Here is an 18749-nt window from a genome sequence, read left to right on the forward strand (position 1 = left end):
CTCTAAAAACAAGCATTATGGCAAAAGCAATTTTTTATCACGCAGGCTGTCCTGTATGTGTAAGCGCAGAACAGGATCTCCTGAACCTCATTCCTTCGGAGGCCGTGGAAGTAGTGCACCTGAGAAATGAAAAAGCAAAAGTGGCAGCAGCTGAAAAGGCGGGTGTGCAATCTGTACCGGCACTGGTACTTTCCAACGGAAATGTATTGCATATCAATTTTGGCGCTGCTATAGCCGATCTGAAGTAAAGAACAGAAGCCCGGAAGTGTTTTACTTTCGGGCTTCCAGTACTTCCCTCACTTCAATACATCCTCCAATTTTAAATATCGGGTTCTCTTTTGCCATTGCCACCGCTTCATCTATATCTGCTGCTTTAACGATCACATAGCCAACAATAAACTCTTTGATTTCCGTATAAGGCCCGTCAGTGACCACATCATCAGCCCTCACCGTTTTTGCGCTTCCGGGAGTTGGCAGCAGTATGTTTCCCTTATCGGCTAATTTATTCTGAGCAGCAATACCCTCTAACCATCTCATACGTTCCTGGATCTGTTCAGGAGTCGGTTTAAAATCAGCGATGTCTTTTAATCTGAATATTAATGTAAACTCTTTCATGGTCTGATATTTTTACAAATTCTCCAGGATCTTTTCATAGTCTGCCTGAAAGCCGGGCATTGCAGTTCCTTCAACCCTGAATGTATGAATTTCTGTGGTGCCTACATACGCATTAAACACGGCACTGACATGGGAAGCAATGAACTCCTTTGTGTTAGGCCAATCTTCCAGCTTCCCGCCGGAGGCTATAGCCAGGTACACTTTTTTACCATTCAGGCGGCCCTTTCTGGCGCCATTTTCATCATAACCATAAGTAACGCCAAAGCGCACCAGCTGGTCTATCCAGGCTTTTAACAGGGCCGACATTCCCAGGTTATACATGGGTGTACCCAGCACCAGTATATCTGCACTGCTCACATCATTGACCACGGAATCGGCATATTCCAGCAAGCGGCGTTCCTCTTCATTTACGGATCGGGGATCCTTATAAAAAGCTCCGATCAGATTACCGTTAAGAAACGGAGGTGATCCCTTTGTGAGATCCCTTTCAATTACAGTATCAATCTCATGCTTCCTGGCTAATTTATCAACAATAGCCATACTCAGGCCCTTACTATATGAATCGCTTTCCCGGGCACTGGAAATAATGTGCAAAGCTGTCTTCTTTGTCATACAATCGTAGGTTTATGGCATAACGACTGAAGATCAGAAACGGGGACACGAATGTTCGTTTTTTTTTGAAAATGCCACGTATATTAATAAAACAGGGTATATCAAAAGTACTTTGATATACCCTCTTTTTATTTATGCTAAGATTATTTTACAGCATCGCTTTTGAAGAATGCATTCACTTCCTTCACCCACAGTTCCGGCGCTTCCAGTGCTGCAAAATGGCCGCCTGTTTCCATGGCGGTGAACCGTTTTACATTCGTTTTTCTTTGTGCCCATTCTATGGGTGTTGGGGCATCGCCCGGGAATACTGCCACACCGGTGGGTGTATTCACCTTTTGGGCTGAAGCCAGCTGCTGAAAGGCGCCTACGGCATAGGCACGCATGGAGGAGTTGATCGTTTGGCTAACCCAGTAGATCATGATATTGGTGAGCAGCTCGTCATTTGTGAAATGATCCTCAATAGTGCCACCCGGTGAGCCCCAGGTGCTGAATTTTTCAACGATCCAGGATGCAAGACCTGCAGGGGAATCATTTAATCCATAGGCCTGCGTTTGTGGCTTGGTAGCGTGCAGCATGGAATAGGCTCCTTCCCGGTACCACCATTGCTGAATGAACTGCCCGAATTCCTGTTCGGCTTTAGACATGGTACTCCAATCCTCTGATCCGTTAGGGTATCCCACATCTGTGAGGTGGATGGCTATTACGTTCTCCGGGTAAAGATTGGCTACTGATTTTGTGATGCCGCTGCCCATGTCTCCGCCGGCTGCAAGGAAAGTTTTGTAGCCAAGTACATCCTTCATCAGTGTGGCGAAAACTTTTGCAGTACCGTCGTCTGTTAGGGCTACGTGGCTGGAGAAACCAAAACCGGGGATGGAAGGGATCACCAGGTCGTAGTCGTCCGTTAACAGGGGGATTACTTTGTAAAAACGGTAGAAACAATCCGGCCATCCGTGTGAAAGCAACAGGGGTTTGGCATTCGGGTTTTTACTTTTGATGTGCAGGAAATGAATGGTGAGGCTGTCTATTTCAACCGTGAACTGTGGAAATTGATTAAGAGCAGCTTCCTGCTTGCGCCAGTCATAGCCATTTTGCCAATAGGCAACCAGCTTTTGGAGGAATACGGGATCAGTGCCGTATTTCCAGCCAATGTTTTCGGGGGCATCGGGCCAGCGGGTCTGGCGGAGGCGGTTCTGAAGATCGTCCAGTACAGTTTGAGGTACGTTGATCGTGAAAGGCTTTACAGTGAACATGTTGTTTTTTTTTGTTTGTGCATTTATGGTTACGGCAATAAAAACGGCAGTTAGTAAAAGCAGATGCTGTTTCATGGGTTTGTGTTTGTTATAGCAAATTTCAATATAGGTTATGACAACAGTATGTCAGTAGGAAAACGGTGCAGCCTATTTCTTCAATATTTTGCTGCTGATCCATTTAACGTCGGATTCACTGCTAAAGAAAAAGTATTTTCCATCCGGCGATAGATTAGGGCAGTACTCGTAGGTTTTTGTATTGATCCGTTCGCCCATATTCCGGGGAAGCTGCCATTGGCCGTTCTTTTTAAAAGCGATATACAGGTCGGCTTCTCCCAGTCCGCCGGGCCTGCCGGATGTAAAAACCAGCCAGCTTTCATCCGGGGCGATCAGTGGGTCATGTTCGTCGGAAGCGGAGTTAATGGTGGGGCCCAGATTCACTGGTTTTTCATACTGCCCGGCTGTTTTCCTGCTCATATACAGGTCCAGGTTACCATCGCGGTAGGATGCAAAGTAGATATTGCCATTATTGGAAAGGGAAACGTAATATTCAGTGCTGTCACTATTGATTTTATCAAGCCGTTCAGGGCTTTGACCGTTCTTAGGCAGCCTGTATATATCATAATCATCGGTGGTATCGGTTGGATCTTTCGGTCTGTTGGAGATGAAATAAAGATCTCCCTCCTGTGAAAAGAAGGGATCAGCATTGGAGTAGCTTGTATCAAACAAAGGAGAGGGGACAGGCGCTGTCCAGGCCTCGCCGTTATATTTACTTTCAAGAATAAGATACTTCCTGTTGTGCGATCTTGAAAAGTAAAAAGTTTTATTGTCCGGTGAAAAGGCTGCATTGAAATCAAGCGTGTCAATGGAAACAATACCCGGTAAGAACACCTGCGCGATGGTGTCTGGTTCGGGAACGGGATAAAAGGCGGAGGTGGGTCCGTTATTAAAGCAGGATAAAATGCAGCAGCAGGCAGATGCAAGTAAAAAGTAAATTCTTGTCATAACGGTTTTTTCTCGTACATAATATAGGTGTTCACTGTCTTTACGCGGCAATGTTATGGTAACATGGTTGCGGTAAAACTACACAAGGTAAGTGCCTGATGATGATTGCTGCAGCATCTGAAACGGAGGTTAAGCCGTATGCTAAAGATCCCCTGGCGGGGATTGTTAACGAAAGATAATAAACAGTATAGCTTTGTCAAAATTTATTTAAAGCGGGCGGGGAAATGGTTACGTAAAAATAACGCATGATATTAATGCCTTAGTTACATATTATTTAATTTTTAAGCAGCCGGAATGTTAATAAATTCCGGCTGCTTATTTTTTTGTAATAAAGAAATTATCCTAAGTTTAGGAATTGTTAAACCCAAATCTTAACGCCCTAAACATCCCAGCTATGAGATCAAAATTGTTTTTGTTGGCCTGTGTCCTGGTCACTATTTTTTCCTGTAAAAAGAGTAACGAAAGTACCCCCGTAACACCTCCGCCTGTGTCCAATAGTTCCACTACGGAAGTGCAGCTTAAGCTGGGAGGTGACTTCAGTATTACCGAATCCCCCTTGGGCAGAAGATCAAAGAACGCAGATCAGCATGCCAGAACGTTAAATGACAGTACTATTTACGCCGTGGAAGTAAGACAGGGTAATAACACCGTGTACAGGGGTGTGTTTAACAGTCCTGACTCGATCTTTGTCCAGGTACCTGCGAGCAGACCGGTATCTATAGGCGTTACCGTTATCAGAAGAGGATCCGGCGCCGGATTGTATTACAGCTGGGACGACAATGGCCGCCAGTATTTCCCGGATCCCATCAGGGCTTCGCTGCTTAACAGGATGGAGCCTGCTAATGCGGATGACGGTACAGGTACGTTGGCCTACATACCTGTGTTTGACCCGGCAGATACCACTACCTTTACCCAGACGCAGATCTCGGAAGTGGATGCCTACAGTGGAAGCGTGACCTTATCCAGTGCAGGAATGCCGCCCGTAATAACGATCCCGGTGAAAAGGCTGACGTTTGGTTTCAGGTACAATGTATCCGGCTTCACCAGTGGAAGGCTGATCGCCGATTTTAATGGTATGATGCCTGCTAAATACCTGACGCCCTCAGATGCTGCTTCTACGAATTACATCTATACTGCTGCCGATTTCTATTGGGTTGATACCATATTGGAGTATGCCGTGGACATGACCCTGAAATGGGAAAAACCAAATGCTAGTGTAGTGGTACTGGGAACAACGAAACTGAATTTAAAACGCAATGTGCTCATAAATGTTAATGTAACGATCCCCGCAGATGGTGCGGCGGTATCCATTCCGCTGGATAACAGCTGGATATCGACTGAAGATGTGAACTTATAACAATTATTTGCTGATAAAAAAGAGCCGGATATTCCGGCTCTTTAAGTATTACCTCTCTATATCCTATGCCGGCTTATTAAAAGCATACCTGGTATATACTATACCACCCTGGGCATCGGCTCTCACTACGTACCATTTCTTATCATCGCTGATTGTCAGCTCATACAGTACGCCGTTTGCATTGGTTAGCTCCACCACACCCACAATTTGTTTGTCTTTATACTTTTTCTTCACTGCCATCAGCGGTTTTAAAGGCAGATCGTTTTCCCGTATGTATTTTAATGAATAAACAATTGTGCCCTCTTTGCTGTAGCATATTTTACACTGGGTTTCATTCAGGGTAAAGGAAACTACCTGGTATTCATGGTCTTCTGTCCATCTTACATACCGGGCATCCGGGAAGGTGTGGTTAAATGCCCGGATCAGCTCCTCGCTGGCTGCTGCTGTTGCCTGGGAGAGCGAAAAGATAGCTAGTGCTGCTACCAGGAGCAGCTTCTTTGACTGATTAAAAAAGTTCGGTTTCATGTTTGGCGGTTTAATTTGTGATTTATGATGTAAAAGTAGGACGGTGGGGATACTTAAAATTGTACAAAACGGAACAGCGGCAGGAAAAGTAAAAGTATTTGTGAGATAGAACGGCTGGCCGCAGCGCTAGGAATTTCCACATTTATTTATTTAAATTGCTGCGGTAAATGGCCACGTTTTGAATACTATAGCTGCTTTGAAACAAGGTAACCTATTGGTTTTTAATGAAGTATATTATGCCTGGCACAAAAGGGTGTACTATTTTATTCTCCAAAAAACCAGGTCATCTTTCATTGCAGAAGAGGTAACACAGCTCACATTCATCAAATGCTGGAACTACCGGGAAAATCTCACCGAAGACCTCAATATACAGTTACAGCTGTTCCGCATTGCCCGCACCACCCTGATCGACTTTCTCCGCAAGGAAACTATTTACAAGGAAAAAGTGATTCACGTAATAGATAAATATACCCTGCCGGTAGATGACCTCTGGGGAAAGCTGGCGGAAAAAGAGCTACAGGTAAAGCTGGCGAATGCATTGAAAGAAATGCCGCCGATGCGCCGTAAGGTATTTGAAATGAGCCGTTTTAAAGGCATGAGCTACCAGCAGATCGCACACGAGCTTTCCCTGTCATCCAGAACGGTGGAAACACATATTTTTCAGGCCATCAAACAGATAAAACATTATCTGGGCTTTATAATCTCTCTCCTGGCCTGGCTTTGCCGGTTTTAAAATATTTTTTGGATCAGACTACGTAGTTCGCGCTTTACAAACGTATTACTTATCTATCAGCCGTATATTATGATCAATGATGAATTACTGAAACGGTTCTTCAGCAATCAATGCACACCGGAAGAAGCCCGCAGGGTAGCCAGCTATCTGCAGGAGCATCCGGATATGCTGGAGCAATACCTGCCGGAAGAGGAATTCCTGCAATTACAGGAAGACGGCCACTTCCCGGAGATCGTTTCCCAGCTGTGGCTGAAAAATATTCATCAACAAACGGCGCCGGCTAATAACCGGAATAAATGGATTAAACGCCTGGCTATTGCTGCGGTAACCGCCGGCGTATTGATTGGCGGAACAATGTTACTGCTCAATCGTGACCATCAGCAACCGGCGACCGGTAACCCGGATATGGCAATAACAATTCCTGCTGAACAGCAGCAGCTCACCACCAACACCAGCCAAAAAGCCATGGCCATTGTATTGCCGGATGGTTCTGTAGTACGGCTGCTGCCGGCAGCCACCATGATCTATAACAAGCAATTCAGGGATAACAGGAGCATTTACCTGACAGGAGAAGCCGATTTTACTGTAGCTGCCGATAAATTACATCCCTTCATAGTGTATAGCGGCGAGCTCTATACGACCGCACTGGGCACCTTTTTTCGTGTGAAAGCCATTCCGGGGGAAGATATGATCACGGTACGGCTAAACAACGGGAAAGTGCTGGTACAGGGATCTGTCAATAAAAAGAAAGTCATTAACGATGTAGTGCTTACACCGGGTAAAGAGCTTAGATACTACCGCAAAACGGGAAAAGCTCTGGTGTCTGATTTCAATACCAGGGGTGCGGATGTATTAGTAAAAGCGGGCAATAACAGTACAGGTTATACGAAACCGGACTGGTACAAATTCAGTAATCAACCAATGTCACAGGTATTGGATCAGCTGAGTAATTACTATGGAATAGCCATCTATTATTATCCTTCAGACGTGACGGAGATCTATTTCGATGGCAAATTTGAAAAAACAGACTCGCTGGAGAAGATCCTGACTGATCTAACACTGCCTAATAATCTGAAGCTGATCCGGAACGATAGCGGATTTATAATTAAGAGGAAATAATTCACCAATATAGTTCTATACCACAAACGGGCGCCTTTAGCGCTCCGGGGCTTGCTATGCCTTACACTTTAAAACACGTTCCAGTTATGAAGATGTTCTATCGACCAAAATGGGGGCTTTTCCTGATACTTGTCATGTTGATATCAGGCATTTCGATGTCCACCCGGGCACAGGGCCGCATGCAGGTGACCGGCACCGTGCGCACAGATCAGGGTGACCTGCTCCCTAATGCCTCTGTAGTGGCGCTCAATGAAAAAACAAAGTACACCGCCGGTGTAGTAACTGACAGTAATGGCGTATTCCGTTTCTCCGGATTACCCCCGGAAGGGCAATACTCCATCAGCGTTTCTTACGTGGGTTTTGAAACCCAGCGGCTGAACAATGTATCCCTGAGATCAGGCGCCACACTTACCTTTTCTGTACGCCTCGTTAAAACGGTATCGGCCCTGAACGACATTGTTGTTATCGGTTATGGTACTGCCAGAAAGAAAGATGTGGTAGGCGCCTTCAACGTAGTAACGGTGAAAGAAGCCGGTGCGGTAAATGCCACCAATCCCTCGCAGCTGCTCATTGGTAAAGCTGCCGGTGTACAGGTGCTGCAAAGCAGCGGCAGCGCCGGCGCAGATGCGCAGATCATTATCAGGGGTACCGGTAGCTTCACCGATATTAATCCCCTGTATGTAGTGGATGGTATCCAGGGCACCAAAAACCTTTTTAATACGCTCAATCCACAGGATATAGAAAGTATCACCATCCTGAAAGATGCAGCTTCCACCGCTATCTATGGCTCCGCAGCCGCCAATGGCGTGGTGATCATCACCACCAAAAAAGGAAAGACCGGTCCGCCCCGCGTTAGCTTTACCTCTCAATGGGGTTTCGCAAAAGCCTGGAAACAATTGCACCTGCTGAATGCAGCACAGTATGTGGACGCGCTGAAAGATCTTGCCGCTACCAAGAATACAGTGCTGCCGGCAAAATTCAGCACCCCGGCAGTTTTACAGGACAGTACCGACTGGCAGAATGCCATTTTCCGTACTGCCCTGGTATCTGAAAATGACCTGAACATCAGCGGCGGTGGCGAAAGAGTGAACTATAGTGTATCTGCCACCTATATCAATCAGCAGGCGATCTTAAACAATGCTACCAATAAGCGGTTCCAGGCACGTATAGGCCTCGAAGAAACGCTGGGCCGGTTCCGCTTTACGCAAAACGTTATCGTGCGGCAATATGTAGGCAAAGGCTATAATGCCAATATCCTTAATGCCATACAATACGCCCCCTATAAGCCTATCCTGGACCCATCTATCCAGGGCGGATATTCTATCCTTTCCAACATCGATGATTTCAGCAATGCCGTGAATCCGATACAGGAGCTTGCCATGAGAAGTCAAACCAGCAAATCACTGGCTTTCTTCCCGCAGCTATCAGGTGAAGTACGGATCATCGATGGATTAAAATTCCGTTCACAGTTCGCAGCAGAGGTGAACTCCAGCCGGAGTAACAGCTATCAGCAACAATATCAGTCGTCCAATTTCCTGAACCAGGCCCGCCAGTCGACGTTGAATTTTACAGAGAACTCGTACTACATGCTGGAAAATTATCTGTCGTACGAGAAGCTGCTGGGCAATCACCAGCTCTCTTTGATCGCAGGGCAAAGCTATATTGATCCGGGGATCACGAACGGCTCTACTATCCGGGGTACCGGGCAACCCAATGATAACATCCCCAATGTGGGGGTAGCATCTTCCCAATCTGTTACCAATAGCTATTCCAACTATGCACGCCCTTCTGTGATCTCCTATTACGGCCGCTTGAATTATACTTACGATGATAAATATATCCTGACCACCAGTTACCGGAGGGATGGCGCTTCCAACTTTGGATCTAACTACCGTTATGGTAATTTCGCTGCCGTAGGTTTATCCTGGCGCTTTTCAGAAGAAGCATTTATGAAGAACGCATTGCCGGTACTGTCAAATGGTAAGCTGAGCGCCAGCTGGGGACAAACGGGCAACAACAATATTCCCAACTTCCTGAATACCGCAAAAACATACCAGGGTACGCCCGGCGGCGCACTGGTGTACTCCCTGGGTAGTACGGAAACATTTGTATCCGGTACCACGCTAACCACCTTAAGCAACCCGGATCTGAAATGGGAACAAACCACGCAAACCGATATAGGCATTGACCTGGGATTCTTAAATAACCGCCTCACCGTGGAAGCCGATTGGTATGACCGTAAAAGTACAGGTTTGCTGGTAACCACCCTGCTGCCTGCCAGTATTGGCGTAAGCCCTACGGGTACGCAGCCACGAAAAACCGTTAATGCAGCCAACGCCCGGAATAAAGGTTTTGAGCTAACCATTGGGTATGCGGATAAGATCAGCAACAACCTTAGCTTTAATGTAAGCGTAAACGGATCGGTTAACCACAACGAAGTATTGTCATTAGGCGATCAGTTTTCTGCGCCTATCCAGGCCGGCGCCTTTACGCCGGTACCTGCCACCACTTATACGGCTGCAGGCAATGCCATTGGCTCTTTCTACGGCTACCGGATGGATCATGTGGCCAGGGATGCTGCCGAAATAACTGCCCTTAACCAGGAAGCTGCTAAAAAAACGGGCAGGCCGGATGCAACGTACCAGGATGGTTTGCTGCCGGGCGATTTTATTTATAAAGATATTAATGGCGATGGTGTGGTTACCGCAAAGGACCAGGAAATATTAGGCAATGCCATCCCCAAATATGTTTACGGCATCAATGCCGGTATCACCTATAAGAATTTTGATCTGAACCTGGTGTTGTCAGGCATCAGCGGATCAAAGCTCCTGAATGGTTTAAAATTAAATACCAGCTTCATGTCTACCGGGCACAATGCCAGCACTGATATTCTCGACAGGTGGCGTAACCCCGGCGATGTAGCTGCTTTGCCCCGTATAGGCCAGAACGTGACCGGTAACGGTAACCTCCGCCCGTCCGACTGGTGGCTGGAAGATGGCAGCTACCTGCGTTTACGGAATATTACTATTGGATACAACGCCCCGGTAGCGATGTTAAACAATGTGATCAAGGGCAGCATTAGATCGCTCCGCATTTACATAGCAGCGCAAAACTTAGTTACCATCACAAAGTACACCGGCTACGATCCGGAAGTGGCAGGCGACTACCTGTTTGCACGCGGTATTGATCAGGGACAGGTGCCGCAACCAAGAACTTTCCTGGCAGGCATTCAATTAGGGTTTTAATTTTTAAACGTGATCTTATGAAGAAGTATATACATCAATTACTGCTGATAGCTGCGCTGATGACCATCTCCAACGGATGTAAAAAATCGCGCCTCGATCTGGTGGACCAGAGCGCCTACGCATACGATACCTATTTCACTAACATTGCGGCGCTGAACCAGGCTACCATTGCCAGCTACGCTACACTGCTGCATCCCGGATTATGGGCCAGGGAGTATTATTACATTTTTGACCTGATGGGAAATGAAGCCAAGCGCGCCAGCTTTTTGCTGGGCGCGGAGCAGGAGCTGGGCGATTATAGTTTTGGTACGAACAATGCAGATCAGAGCGCCTTATGGAGCTCCCTTTACCGCATGATCTTCAGGACCAACCTGGTGATAGACCGGGCAGCAGCCTGGAATCCCACGGTCACGGCTGATCGTACCAAACTGAATCAATACCTGGCAGAGGTAAAGTTCCTGCGGGCATATGCGTATTTTCATTTAGTAACCTTATGGGGAGATGTGCCCCTGTATACCGACTATCAAACCACACTTAATAACAACTATTTATCCCGCAGCCCTGCTGCCGATGTGTGGAAGCAGATAGAAAAAGACCTCACAGAAGCTGAAGCAGCCACGGAATTACCCGCCGTATATGCCGCTGCAGAATTAGGCAGGGCAACCAAAGGCGCCGTGATAGCCCTGCTGGGAAAGGTGTACCTGTACCAGAAAAAATGGGGGCCTGCACAAGCCGAATTTGAAAAGCTGATGGGCGCCCCGTATGCCTACAAGCTCGACTCCTCATTTGATAATGTTTTCAGCACTACCAATCAGAACACGCCGGAAAACATTTTCCAGATCATGAACCAGCAGTGGACCGACTGGGGTATTGGCTCGCCTTACTATATGTTTGGCAATGGCGCAGAGCAGGTGGGTAAACAAACGCATAGCGGCCGCGCAATGGAATATGGCTGGAACGATTGGAAGAACGTGTACATCAGCAATTCCGCTGTGAAAGCATTCACGTATACTAATCCCGCAACCGGCCAGCCGTACACCGATCCCCGTGCAGTATCCACCTTCTATGGCACTGCTGCTTCCGGCGGAGATACCATGTACTGCCAGCAATGCGCTACCGGTGCAAAAGCATTTCCTTTTGACGCTACCGATCCACAGGGCGATTATCGCTGGAAGAAATATGAGTATTACAACCTCATGGAAAAATATGGCGATCCAAAAAGTCCTATCAACGGGCAGGTGATCCGCCTGGCAGATGTGATGCTGATGCTGGCCGAAGCCCATATCCAGCAAGGAAACACAGGTAATGCTCCATTAGCGCTGATAGACAGTGTGCGTTCCCGTTCTCATGCCTTTTTGTATACCACATTAGGCGATAAGGACAATGCCATGAAAATATTGATGCGTGAACGCCAGCTGGAATTATGCGGAGAGCAATGCCGGTATTTTGACCTGCTGAGATGGGGGATCATCAAGCAAACGATCAATGCGGAAAAAGCTGCGGAACCCGGCGCTGGCACACAACCTTTCCAGGATAAGCACCTGCTGTTCCCTATTCCCGATGTAGAGAAAAATTATAATCCTAATGTAGCCAAAGATATCAGGAATGGCTGGAATTAATACCCTGGCTTACGGGCGGCCATTAACCGCCGCCAGGAAATATAGTATAGTAAGATAGTCAATTTCACGTTGTGCAAACCTTAATAATTCCACTATGAAAATGCAAAAGATCTACTGCACCCTACTATTAACAATTTTTTATCTGACCGCTTCACAGGGAGTACACGCGCAGGCGTATACCTGGAACCAGGTCCGGATAGGCGGGTCCGGTGCGCTGCCTTCATTTATAGCGCACCCTAAGGTACCCGACCTTTATTTCATCACCACCGATGTGGGCACGCCTTACCGGTGGAATAAGAACCTCCAGAAATGGGAGCATTTAATGTTATTTCAAAAGATACCGGTCAACTACTGGAACTGGGAAGTTAACCAGCGCTGCGGCAGCCTGGGGGTAGATCCTAATGATGCTACCGGCAACATTCTGTATGCTACTGTGGAGAACAGCGCCGGTCCGGGCCCAGGCAAAGGCTCAAGCTCGGTAGGTACGATCATGAAGAGTACCGACAGGGGCGATACCTGGACCGACCTGCATGTTCCCATTGTTGTACATCCCAACAGCACACAGGCTTACGGAGACCGTATACAGGTAGACCCCTCCAATAGTAATAACGTGTGGGTTGTTACAGATCAGAATGGCGCCCTGAAATCGGATAATGCCGGCACCAGCTGGTCGCAGGTAAGCGCTATCACTACGCAGGGCTCCTGTGCTTTTATTCTTTTCGATAAAAGCTCCGGCACCGTTGCTGTAAACGGCCAGAATGTTACTAAGCGGATCTATATTGGCCGGTCTGCAGGGATATATGCATCAGAAGATGGCGGCGCTTCTTTCACATTGATGAGCAACAGTCCACAGTATCCTGGCCGGGCCACGATCCATGCAGATGGAACGCTGTACGTATCTGCCGGGACCGATGATCAAAAAAAAGGCGTCTATAAGTATAAGAATGGCAGCTGGCAGGACGTATCTCCTGTAACGTTAGATCCCGAGCCGGGTAAATCCGACAGGTACTTCTCTAAAGTGGCGGTGAACCCTGCCAATTCAAATGATATTGTTGTAAGCACCCGCGGCAGCTGGCAAAAGGATCCTTATTATATTTCAAGGCAGGGCGGCGCCCCGGGCTCCTATACCCAGGGAAAGATCACCCGCGATAATTCGGAAGCGCCGCATTCAGCGAATGATGGCCTAGCCTATAATGACCCGGGGCATAATGCGGCTGCATTTACCTGGGATCCTTTTTACCCAAACAGGGTTTGGATCAATGATATGCTGGATGTGCTCTCAACGGATAATATCTTTGACCCTGTTTCCAACTGGAAGATCCGGGTAGTGGGCCTGGAAGAGATCGTGGTAACAGGACCTATGGCAGCGCCTCCCAGCGGCAAAAACCTGTTACTCACCGCTACCGCAGATGTGGGAGGCGCCCACCACCGTTCCCTTACAGAGCCGTTGTACCAGGGCGCTGTTTCCAGCACCGCACTGCACTACGGCATCTTCTCCGCGTTTAATATGCAGGGAGTAACTTTTCAGTATACCGACCCCAATTTTGTTGTTCGTGTAGGCTGCGATGGCCCGGCGGCTGGTGAGCTCAGCGCATCGCGCGCAGGTTATTCCACCGATGGCGGCGATACTTATACTCTTTTTCCAAAATCACCCGGCCTGCGCGGGCGTGTAGCCGTATCCGCTAATCGCAGGAACATCCTCTGGCTCACACAAATGGATGTTAATGCTCCTGGTAATGTTTACTGGTCGGAAGACCTGGGCAGCAGCTGGACAAAATCCACCGGTGTTGCTTCAGGCATCTTACCCTCGGGGCCACAGTGGAACCTGTATCCGGGGCAAAACCATCTTGTAGCGGATAAGGTGAACGGCGATTATTTCTATATCTGGGACCGCGGCTCGTTTTATGTAAGCGCTGATGGAGGAAGGTCATTCCAGAAAACTACCGCCACAGGTCTTACTGCAAACGCCGGCAGTAATCCAAATGGTTCCAGCTATGCCACCAACTCCAATGTGGAGGTAACGCCGGGGAAAACGGGGGATGTATGGATCGCATTTTACGACGATGCATATCCGCAATACGCTGCCCTTTACCATACCTCAGATACCGGTAAAACATTCAGTAAAGTAGGTGGTGAAAATTTTAAGCCCAAATGGATAGCCGCCGCCATGTCAGACACCACGCCCAATGCGCACCTGGCCTTATACGCCACCAGCCAGGTTCTTCCCATCAATGGCATTTCCTACGGCGCCTACCGTTCAGATGATACCGGCCGCACCTGGGCTACCATCCTGGACCGGTTGCCGGGCGTAGTGCAGAATATTACGGCAGACAACAAAGGAAGAATGTTTATTGCTATCAGCGGAAATGGCATCTATTTCGGCTCCCCGGTGGCCGGCCCTGTTCAATCGGTAGAAATAGTCAATCCCGCATCAGACACCATTGTAAAAGGATTCTCTGTTAAGCTGAATGTAAAGCTAACACCTGCGTATCCCACCAATCCGTCCGTTACCTGGAGCTCGTCGGATACCGCAATCGCTAAAGTGGATCCCTTTGGGAAGGTAAGCGGCATTAATGCAGGTACCGCTACTATTACTGTTACGTCGGTCGATGGAGGAAAAACAAGTACAAGGCAGATCGTCGTCATTCCGCCAACTATATCAACCGGTATTACGATAGACAGTGTGCTATATGGCACCATGAATACGCCTAAGCAGATAGCCGTTACTGTTATACCCTCCAATACTACTAATAAAACCCTGAACTGGTCAGTGGCGGATAGTACCATTGCAAGCGTGGATGCCAACGGCGTGATCACCGGCTTAAAGCTGGGCGCTACCACCCTCACCATTTCCACCGCCGATGGAGGCGTTACTAAAACCGTGCAGCTGATCGTGAACACGATTGTAACGGCCATCAACGCAGGTTCAACGGCCACCACCGGAAGTCCTGCAACACCGTATCAGAATACGGCGATCGGTCAATATATACCCGAAGGACCTGCCGGGACGGATAAACTATGGCATGCCGGGTACACCTGGAGCAGCCGTAACACGGCAACAATGGACCTGAGCCAGGTAACAGCGCCTGCGCCCCGCCAGGTATATGAATATATGCGTATCGCCAAAATTACTTCCGCCCAGCTGCGTTATTATTTCCGCAACCTGATCCCGAATGCCAACTATTCGCTGCGCCTGCACTTCGTTGAGCCCAGCGATGCCGATAAGGCCAACCGGGTATTTAGTGTGAAGACCAGTGGCGACAGCCTCATTAACTTCAACATTTACCAGGCTGCCGGCAATAAGCTGAATACCGTAATTACCCGTACCCTTGAAGCAAAAGCCGACAACGCAGGCGTAATAACGGTGTACTTCTATCCCAAGGTGGGCACCAACGATCCTTACAGTGCCTCTATAGCCGCCCTTGAGGCAAGTATCATCCCGCTTCAGGGGATCAGCATCCATTCCGATAGCAGCAATCTTTATGTAAGCTATAAAGACACGCTGAAGCTGACCACAACACCGGCCAATGCCACCAACCGGAACCTGGTGTACAGGTCTTCCAATAACGCCGTGGCTACCGTAGACCTGAACGGGGTGGTAACAGGAAAGGCGGCAGGAACAGTTACGATCACTGCTACCTCTGCGGAAAGCGGCTTTACAGCTGCCAAAACCTATACGGTGATCTATGTACCTGTTACATCCTTAACGCTGGATAGCACTGCTGCCAATGTATTTGTAGGAGCTACCCTGCAGCTGAATGCCACCATCAATCCGGCAAAAGCCAGCAATAAAGGAGTGGTATGGACATCCTCAGATACAACCGTGGCTAAAGTAAGCGACAACGGCACTATCACCGGTGTCAAACAAGGCGATGTAATAGTAAAAGCCACGTCGGCAGACAATTCAGCTATTGCGGCGCAGGCCAATATCCATGTTGCGAATGTACTGGCCACCGGTCTTGTGCTGCAGCCATCCCCGGCCACTATCGGGGAAAGGGATACGCTGCGGGTAAATGTTACCTTCCTGCCGGCTAATACTTCTATTAAAAAAGTAACCTGGAGCAGCTCCAATACATCATTAGCCACGGTGGACAGTACAGGCCTGATCACTGCTATTAAACAAGGCAGCCTGACCATCACCGCGAATACACAGGATGGCTCAGGTGTTTCAGCTACCTTGCCGGTAACAGTGGCGCCATTTGATTCATGTGGAGGCATCCCCAATTATGGTTTTGAAAGCGGCCTTATTAACTGGATCGCTTATAGGGAGAGTGTACCTACTGTGGGCGCCGTGTACACCATTAGTGGCAAAGGCCACTCCGGCGATAAAGCTGCCACATTGGGTTACACGACCGCAAATACCTCTTTAAACATTAAGGATTCCATACCGGTAAGAGGCGGCAGCGTTATTGTATTTACCCAATGGGTGAAAGTAGAAAAAGACGCCGGTGGGTATCCCTGGTGGTCAGGATATGGCGTTGGTTTTGTAGATAGCCTCGGCGCTGCAACGGGCAATGCTTCCTATCAAAAACAGGTAGACAATGTGACTGCTTATCGTGACAACTGGGCCCAGATAAGAGATACCATCAATGTGCCGGATAGTGCAACAGGGCTTACTTATTGGGTAGCTAAGGTAGGACCCGGCACGGTATGGGTGGATGATTATTGCATAGAAGTTTTAAAGACAAACAAATCGGCTGTTTTGGCCATCAACGCCGGTACTACGCTCAATCCTCCTGGTCCGTATGCCAATACCACCTTTGCGCAGTATGTTCCGGAAGGACCCACGGGAACGGATAACCTATGGCATGCAGGTTATACCTGGGTACAAAAAGTGAATGCTCCCGTAGACCTGTCTCAGGTAACGGATCCGGCGCCTCCGCAGGTATATGAGTATATACGTATATTCAAAGACAATATCACCCAGATGCGTTATTACCTGCGCGGGCTTACTCCCAATACTGTTTATGCGATCCGCCTGCACTTTGTTGAGGCGCAGGATGCAGAGAAAAATAAGAGGATCTTCAGCATAAAAGCCACCCATGGCCTGGATAGCCTTACGGACTTCAACATCTACCAGGCCGCAGGCAACAAATTGAACACGGCTGTTATAAAAACCATTCGGGCAAAAGCAGACAATACCGGTTTGATACAGGTAGTTTTTTACCCTAAAAAAGGATTGTATGACCCTTACAGCGGCTCAATAGCGGCTATTGAAGTGCGGACAACATCGCCCGGGGACACGCTGCAAAGTATGACAGCAAACCAAAGCATGATCGCGGTAGCGGACAACAAATTGAACACCCATGGTAAGCTGGATCTTACAGCGGAATTATTTCCCAATCCTTCTAATAACGTGTTTAATGTGAGAATGACCTCTTCCTCGAAAGCCCCGGCGCTACTGAGTATTGTTAATAACGCCGGCAGCGTAATTTATTCTGCAAGAATAAATGCCGGTACATACTACCAGCTTGGTCAAAACCTGAAACCTGGTATTTATTATATCAGTATCAGGCAAGGCGCGCAAAGCAAGACGATGAAAGTTGTGAAACAGTAAAGAATTAAACTAAAAACAAAAAGCTGCCTCACGAATGTGTGGGGCAGCTTTTTATTTTTTGGGACTGCTCTTCTAACCCCCTCAAGTTATCCAGGTGCTGCGTGGCAAAAAATGCATTAGTTTAGATTATTCTGTGGCATCGTTATTTCATAGATCAAAGCAAAACCTACAAATGGAAAGCAAATTATTCAGCGGTTTTGACGCGCTATTAATTCCCGTAGGGGATACACAGATCTTCGTCCGGAGATCAGGTGCGGGTTATCCTGTTTTATTGTTGCATGGTTTTCCCCAGACACATATGATGTGGCGGGATATAGCCCCTGTTCTGGCGGAAGATTTTACAGTTATCTGCGCGGATCTCACCGGCTACGGTCAGAGTGGTTGTCCAGGATCGGATCAATTACACAGCAGGTACAGCAAACGTGCAATGGCAAATGATATGGTTACTTTAATGAAGCAACTTGGTTTTGACCATTTTATGGTTGCCGGTCATGACAGGGGAGGACGCGTTGCTTACCGGATGGCGCTGGACCATCCCGGGACAATCAGCTGCCTTGCTGTAATGGATATTATTCCCGGGTTAGAGGCCTGGAACCGCGTTAACCCGGAAGTTATGCTTGCCTTCTGGCCATGGTCTTTTATGTCGCAACCAGCGCCCTTACCGGAACAGCTGGTAGCATCTTCCGCCGGTACGGTCATCGACAATGCGCTGACGATGTGGGGATCATCATTCCCGGCATTTGATCCGTTTGTGCGTGATGAATATAAGAAGACACTCGAAGATCCTGCCCGTGTGCATGCTATCTGCGAGGAGTTTCGTGCGGCTGCCACTCTGGATCGCGATCATGATCAGTGTGATCGTGCGGCTGGGATAAAAATCAAATGCCCGGTTTCGGTGACCTGGTCAGCGGAAGGTGGATTAAACAGCTGGTATGAGCTGCAAGGAGGGCCGCTTGGGATCTGGAAACAATGGGCGGATACCGTTGAGGGAGCTGCGGTAAAAGGCGGCCATTTCTTTCCTGAAGAATTTCCAGATGAGACACTCGGGCAGCTAAAACAGTTCTTTCTAAGCCATCAACAGGAATTTTAAAGCGGAACTTAGTACAGAAGGCGGA

Annotated in this window: 13 protein-coding genes; 8 read left to right on the plus strand and 5 right to left on the minus strand. The window is 48.1% G+C overall.

Going from position 1 to position 18749, the window contains the following annotated elements:
- Positions 1-17 precede the first annotated feature (17 nt).
- Positions 18-248: a thioredoxin family protein gene (locus BMZ54_RS07945; protein ID WP_089908857.1), complete on the plus strand. Its 231-nt coding sequence runs from the start codon at positions 18-20 to the stop codon at positions 246-248.
- A 22-nt stretch (positions 249-270) separates the two neighbouring features.
- On the opposite strand, the gene BMZ54_RS07950 is transcribed toward BMZ54_RS07945, so the two are convergent.
- The 4 genes from BMZ54_RS07950 to BMZ54_RS07965 all read right to left on the minus strand — a co-directional run bounded on the left by BMZ54_RS07950 (position 271) and on the right by BMZ54_RS07965 (position 3479).
- Positions 271-615 (minus strand): YciI family protein, encoded by a 345-nt coding sequence (locus BMZ54_RS07950; protein ID WP_089908860.1) that lies wholly within the window; start codon positions 613-615, stop codon positions 271-273.
- Positions 616-627: 12 nt separating this feature from the next.
- Positions 628-1227 carry an FMN-dependent NADH-azoreductase gene (locus BMZ54_RS07955; RefSeq protein WP_089908864.1) on the minus strand — a complete coding sequence of 200 codons (600 nt, stop codon included), beginning with the start codon at positions 1225-1227 and terminating at the stop codon, positions 628-630.
- 143 nt (positions 1228-1370) lie between these two features.
- Positions 1371-2552 carry an epoxide hydrolase family protein gene (locus BMZ54_RS07960; RefSeq protein WP_238386529.1) on the minus strand — a complete coding sequence of 394 codons (1182 nt, stop codon included), beginning with the start codon at positions 2550-2552 and terminating at the stop codon, positions 1371-1373.
- A gap of 72 nt (positions 2553-2624) precedes the next feature.
- Positions 2625-3479, minus strand: a complete 855-nt coding sequence (locus tag BMZ54_RS07965) for a TolB family protein (RefSeq protein ID WP_089908867.1) — start codon at positions 3477-3479, stop codon at positions 2625-2627.
- A 394-nt stretch (positions 3480-3873) separates the two neighbouring features.
- On the opposite strand from BMZ54_RS07965, the gene BMZ54_RS07970 reads away from it, so the two are divergent.
- Entirely contained in the window at positions 3874-4836 is a 963-nt protein-coding gene (locus BMZ54_RS07970) for a hypothetical protein (protein ID WP_143080935.1), read from the plus strand.
- 63 nt (positions 4837-4899) lie between these two features.
- On the opposite strand, the gene BMZ54_RS07975 is transcribed toward BMZ54_RS07970, so the two are convergent.
- Positions 4900-5361 carry a hypothetical protein gene (locus BMZ54_RS07975; protein ID WP_089908873.1) on the minus strand — a complete coding sequence of 154 codons (462 nt, stop codon included), beginning with the start codon at positions 5359-5361 and terminating at the stop codon, positions 4900-4902.
- Positions 5362-5557: 196 nt separating this feature from the next.
- On the opposite strand from BMZ54_RS07975, the gene BMZ54_RS07980 reads away from it, so the two are divergent.
- The 6 genes from BMZ54_RS07980 (at position 5558) to BMZ54_RS08005 (ending at position 18724) form a co-directional block, all read left to right on the plus strand.
- Positions 5558-6094: a sigma-70 family RNA polymerase sigma factor gene (locus BMZ54_RS07980; RefSeq protein WP_202909180.1), complete on the plus strand. Its 537-nt coding sequence runs from the start codon at positions 5558-5560 to the stop codon at positions 6092-6094.
- A 69-nt stretch (positions 6095-6163) separates the two neighbouring features.
- Positions 6164-7213, plus strand: coding sequence for a FecR family protein (locus BMZ54_RS07985; RefSeq protein WP_089908878.1), 1050 nt, complete (start codon positions 6164-6166; stop codon positions 7211-7213).
- A gap of 86 nt (positions 7214-7299) precedes the next feature.
- Entirely contained in the window at positions 7300-10458 is a 3159-nt protein-coding gene (locus BMZ54_RS07990) for a SusC/RagA family TonB-linked outer membrane protein (protein ID WP_202909181.1), read from the plus strand.
- Positions 10459-10475: 17 nt separating this feature from the next.
- Positions 10476-12077 (plus strand): RagB/SusD family nutrient uptake outer membrane protein, encoded by a 1602-nt coding sequence (locus BMZ54_RS07995; RefSeq protein WP_089908884.1) that lies wholly within the window; start codon positions 10476-10478, stop codon positions 12075-12077.
- A 100-nt stretch (positions 12078-12177) separates the two neighbouring features.
- Positions 12178-17634 carry an Ig-like domain-containing protein gene (locus tag BMZ54_RS08000; RefSeq protein WP_162277498.1) on the plus strand — a complete coding sequence of 1819 codons (5457 nt, stop codon included), beginning with the start codon at positions 12178-12180 and terminating at the stop codon, positions 17632-17634.
- Between the two features lie 172 nt (positions 17635-17806).
- On the plus strand, positions 17807-18724 hold the full coding sequence (locus tag BMZ54_RS08005; RefSeq protein ID WP_089908890.1) for an alpha/beta fold hydrolase: 918 nt from the start codon (positions 17807-17809) through the stop codon (positions 18722-18724).
- The last annotated feature ends 25 nt before the right edge of the window (positions 18725-18749 follow it).

The sequence above is a fragment of the Chitinophaga rupis genome (genome assembly GCF_900109685.1).
GTDB classification, from domain to species: Bacteria; Bacteroidota; Bacteroidia; order Chitinophagales; family Chitinophagaceae; genus Chitinophaga; species Chitinophaga rupis.

Coding starts and splice junctions, on each gene's coding strand:
- BMZ54_RS07960 (WP_238386529.1), bottom strand. CDS start 2,552: ATGAAACAGCATCTGCTTTTACTAACTGCCGTTTTTATTGCCGTAACC.
- BMZ54_RS07970 (WP_143080935.1), top strand. CDS start 3,874: ATGAGATCAAAATTGTTTTTGTTGGCCTGTGTCCTGGTCACTATTTTT.
- BMZ54_RS07955 (WP_089908864.1), bottom strand. CDS start 1,227: ATGACAAAGAAGACAGCTTTGCACATTATTTCCAGTGCCCGGGAAAGC.
- BMZ54_RS07995 (WP_089908884.1), top strand. CDS start 10,476: ATGAAGAAGTATATACATCAATTACTGCTGATAGCTGCGCTGATGACC.
- BMZ54_RS07945 (WP_089908857.1), top strand. CDS start 18: ATGGCAAAAGCAATTTTTTATCACGCAGGCTGTCCTGTATGTGTAAGC.
- BMZ54_RS08005 (WP_089908890.1), top strand. CDS start 17,807: ATGGAAAGCAAATTATTCAGCGGTTTTGACGCGCTATTAATTCCCGTA.
- BMZ54_RS07975 (WP_089908873.1), bottom strand. CDS start 5,361: ATGAAACCGAACTTTTTTAATCAGTCAAAGAAGCTGCTCCTGGTAGCA.
- BMZ54_RS07990 (WP_202909181.1), top strand. CDS start 7,300: ATGAAGATGTTCTATCGACCAAAATGGGGGCTTTTCCTGATACTTGTC.
- BMZ54_RS07985 (WP_089908878.1), top strand. CDS start 6,164: ATGATCAATGATGAATTACTGAAACGGTTCTTCAGCAATCAATGCACA.
- BMZ54_RS07965 (WP_089908867.1), bottom strand. CDS start 3,479: ATGACAAGAATTTACTTTTTACTTGCATCTGCCTGCTGCTGCATTTTA.
- BMZ54_RS07950 (WP_089908860.1), bottom strand. CDS start 615: ATGAAAGAGTTTACATTAATATTCAGATTAAAAGACATCGCTGATTTT.
- BMZ54_RS08000 (WP_162277498.1), top strand. CDS start 12,178: ATGCAAAAGATCTACTGCACCCTACTATTAACAATTTTTTATCTGACC.